The sequence below is a fragment of the Pseudoduganella sp. RAF53_2 genome (assembly GCF_052113985.1).
Taxonomy (GTDB): domain Bacteria; phylum Pseudomonadota; class Gammaproteobacteria; order Burkholderiales; family Burkholderiaceae_D; genus Rugamonas.
In genome coordinates, this window is record NZ_JBFRDW010000620.1 from 1 (window position 1) to 3,640 (window position 3,640).

At 63.1% G+C, this 3,640-nt stretch carries 3 protein-coding genes; all 3 read right to left on the reverse strand.

Annotation, left to right across the window (positions count from 1 at the left end; all coding sequences use genetic code 11):
• Window positions 1-2: 2 nt before the first annotated feature.
• Window positions 3-1,313 carry a guanine deaminase gene (gene guaD / locus AB4Z11_RS26535; protein ID WP_442028836.1) on the reverse strand — a complete coding sequence of 437 codons (1,311 nt, stop codon included), beginning with the start codon at window positions 1,311-1,313 and terminating at the stop codon, window positions 3-5.
• Between the two features lie 5 nt (window positions 1,314-1,318).
• Window positions 1,319-2,305 (reverse strand): xanthine dehydrogenase accessory protein XdhC, encoded by a 987-nt coding sequence (gene xdhC / locus AB4Z11_RS26540; RefSeq protein ID WP_442028837.1) that lies wholly within the window; start codon window positions 2,303-2,305, stop codon window positions 1,319-1,321.
• Window positions 2,302-3,640: molybdopterin cofactor-binding domain-containing protein (locus tag AB4Z11_RS26545; protein WP_442028838.1), on the reverse strand; the 1,339-nt coding region annotated here is incomplete at its 5' end. The genes xdhC and AB4Z11_RS26545, both read right to left, overlap by 4 nt.

Below are 3,640 nucleotides of genomic sequence, written 5' to 3' on the forward strand. Positions count from 1 at the left end.
GTTCAGACCCTGCGCTCGTGTACCTTCCTGCCCGCTGAATAACTGGCCGCGATCACGCGGTCGTCGCCCAGCAAGGCCAAAGCAAACAGCTGTTCTTCCAGGCTTTCCGTGTTGACGCTGCGCCGCGCCAGCAGCGGCGTCGCTTGCGGGTCGATGACAATAAAGTCCGCTTCGCAGCCGGCCGCAAAGCTGCCGATCGTATCGTCCAGCTGCAGGCTGCGCGCCGCACCCAGGGTAGCCAGGTAAAACATGCGCATGGCAGGCAGGTAACTGCCCTTCAAGCGCGCTACTTTATAGGCTTCATTCATCGTTTGCAACATGGAGAAGGAAGTGCCACCACCCACGTCCGTCGCCAGCGACATCAGCATGCCGTGCTTGTCGGCCTGTTCGAAGTCGAACAGGCCGCTCCCCAGGAACAGGTTGGAAGTCGGGCACACCGCCGCGGCGGACCTGGTTTCCACCATGCGTTCGCGGTCGCGCTCATTGAGCCAGATGCAGTGACCGAACACGGCGCGCGGACGCATCATGCCGTAGCGGTCGTACACGTCCAGATAGCTGCGGGCTTGCGGGAACAGCTGCTGCACCCAGGCGCATTCCTCCTGGTTTTCCGAGACGTGGGTTTGCAGGAAGGTATCCGGGTACTTCTGCGCCAGTTCGCCCGCCAGTTGCAGCTGCGCCTCCGTGGAAGTCGGTGCAAAACGCGGCGTGATGGCATACAGCGAGCGGCCGTGCTTGTGCCAGCGCTGAATGAGTTCCTCGGTGTCGCGCGCGCCCTGTTCCGCCGTATCGCACAGGAAGTCAGGACAGTGGCGATCCATCATCACTTTGCCCGCGATCATGCGCAGATTACGTTGCTCGCTGGCGGTGAAGAAGGCGTCCACCGATTGGGGATGGACGGTGCAGTAGACCATGGCCGTGGTGGTGCCGTTGCGCAGCAGCTCGTCGAGGAAGAATTCAGCGGTCTGCGCGGCGTGCGCCGGATCGGCGAATTTGCGCTCGGTCGGGAAGGTGTATTGCTCCAGCCAGGGCAGCAGGCCTGGCGCCGGTGAGGCAATCATGTCCGTTTGCGGATAGTGGACGTGAGCATCGATAAAGCCCGGCATGATGATCTTGCCGCGGTAGTCGTGCACTTCCGTGTCCGGCGGCAGTGCGTCCTTCAGCGTGGCGTAGTCGCCAGCTGCCTGCACCTTGCCGTCTTCCACGATCAGCAGGCCATCTTCATGCCAGGCGTGGGCGCGCTCGGTGAAGGCCGGATCGGCGTGAAAGTGCAGCAAGCCTGCTCGGTAGGCCTGCACATTGTGCGTTTTGTTCATACTGTTTATTCTTTCGTCTGGTCTTCCCAGACCATCAATAACTGGGCGGCGACCGAGGCGGCAATCACCGCTGGTGCCTTGTTGATGATACCCGGTATGCCAACAGGGCACACCATGCGCTCCGCGCTGAAGCCTTTCGCTTCGAGGCGGGAGGTGAATTGCGCGCGCTTGGTTTTGGAGCCGATCAGGCCGAACCAGCCCACATCGGCACGCGCGAGAATGGCTTCGGACAGGCGCTGGTCCAGCGCGTGGCTGTGAGTCATCACCAGGTAGCTCGCATGCGGTGGCGCCTCGTCCACGCAGGCTTCCGGCGTATCGGTTGCTTCAATCCGCACATTGGCCGGGATCTCGGAGGGGAACATATCGTCGCGTTCGTCGACCCAGGTCACGGTGCAAGGCAGCTCCCCCAGCGCACGCACGATCGCGGCGCCAACGTGGCCTGCACCAAACAGAACCAGGTGCGCGCGCGGCGTCAGGCAAGGATCGACCAGCCAGCGGCGGCCCGTTGCATCGGTCGCCAGTCCTGCCGGGCCATGCGGCAGATCGGCCGGCGGCTGCACGCCAGCCAGCAGATGCCCCTGCGCGTCCACGACCGCACACATCGGATCACCATCCAGCGCAACGTAGCGCCAGCTGTCGTCCCAGCGCCGCTCACGCAACGCCGCGAGAACTGCGGCCACCTCGCCGCTGACGAGTTCGAAGGTCAGCCAGACCACGCCGCCGCAGCACTGGCCCAGGCGCGGGCCGAGAGGAAAGCGTTCGTAGCGCGGCAGCTGCGCGCTGCGGCCGTTGCCGCCAGAAGCGGCTTCCGCCAGCATGCTGCGCGCGATGTCGAAGGCGCGATGCTCAAGATGGCCGCCGCCGATCGTATCGAACTGGGTGTCAGCCGTCACCAGCATCTTGGTGCCGGCTTCGCGTGGTGCGGAGCCCTCTACACGCGCGACCGTTACAAGGACGGCAGGCGCGCCGGGCGCGGTCATCCAGCCGCTCATTGTGCTTCCACAACCGCGATAGCGCGCAGGATTTCTTCGCTGGTCGCAGGCGCGTTCAGCGGAGGATTGATCTTGTGGCCACCGACCGCCGAAATTGCATCGCGAATGGCGAAGAACACGGAGAACGGCAGCAGCAGCGGCGGCTCGCCCACTGCCTTGGAGCGGTGAATCGAATCCTCCACATTGCGGTTCTCGAACAGCTTGACGCGGAAGTCCTGCGGGCAGTCCGAGATGCCGGGAATCTTGTAAGTGGACGGGGCATGCGTCATCAGCTTGCCCAGTGAATTCCACCACAGCTGCTCGGTCGTCAGCCAGCCCATGCCCTGAATGAAAGCGCCCTCCACCTGGCCAAGGTCGATGGCAGGATTCAGCGAAGCGCCGGCGTCGTACAGGGCATCGGCGCGCAGCAGCTTCCATTCGCCGGTCAGCRTATCAACCACCACTTCCGATACGGCCGCACCGTAAGCGTAATAAGAGAATGGATGGCCGTTCATGGTCTTGGCGTCCCAGTGCAAGCCAGGCGTGGCGTAATAGCCATCGGACCACAGCTGAACGCGTGCCAGATAAGCCTTCTGCACAATCTCCCCAAAAGGCAGCGATTGCCCGCTGACGTGGATCTCATTGCCAAAGAAGCGCACATCCGCCGCATCGCCGCCATACTGGCGCGCGGCAAACGCGGCAAGACGCTCGCGGATCTGGCGTGCGGCATCCTGGGCCGCCTTGCCGTTCAAGTCAGCGCCGGTGGACGCTGCGGTTGCCGAGGTATTGGCCACTTTGCTGGTATCGGTTGCCGTCACGCGCACGTGATCGAGATCCAGGCCCAGTTCATGTGCCACGCATTGCGCCACCTTGGTGTTGATGCCCTGCCCCATTTCCGTGCCGCCGTGATTGACCAGCACCGAACCGTCGACATACACGTGCACCAGCGCTCCCGCCTGGTTCAAGTGGGTCACATTAAAGGCGATGCCGAATTTCACCGGTGTCAGAGCCAGCCCTTTTTTCAGCACAGGGCTGGTCGCGTTGAATGCCGCCACCGCAGCGCGGCGTGCGCGGTACTCGCTGCTCTCTTCCAGCTCCGCCACCAGTTCATGGATGACGTTGTCCACGATGACCTGGCCGTAAGGCGCAACGTTGCGGTCTTCCTTGCCGTAGAAATTCAGGCGGCGGATGTCCAGCGGATCGCGGCCCAGGTTGCGTGCAATCTCGTCGATGATGTACTCGATGGCGATAGCGCCCTGCGGACCGCCGAAGCCGCGGAAGGCGGTATTCGATTGCGTATTGGTCTTGCCGCAGCCTGCGCGGATATCCACATCGGACAGGTAGTAGGTATTATCG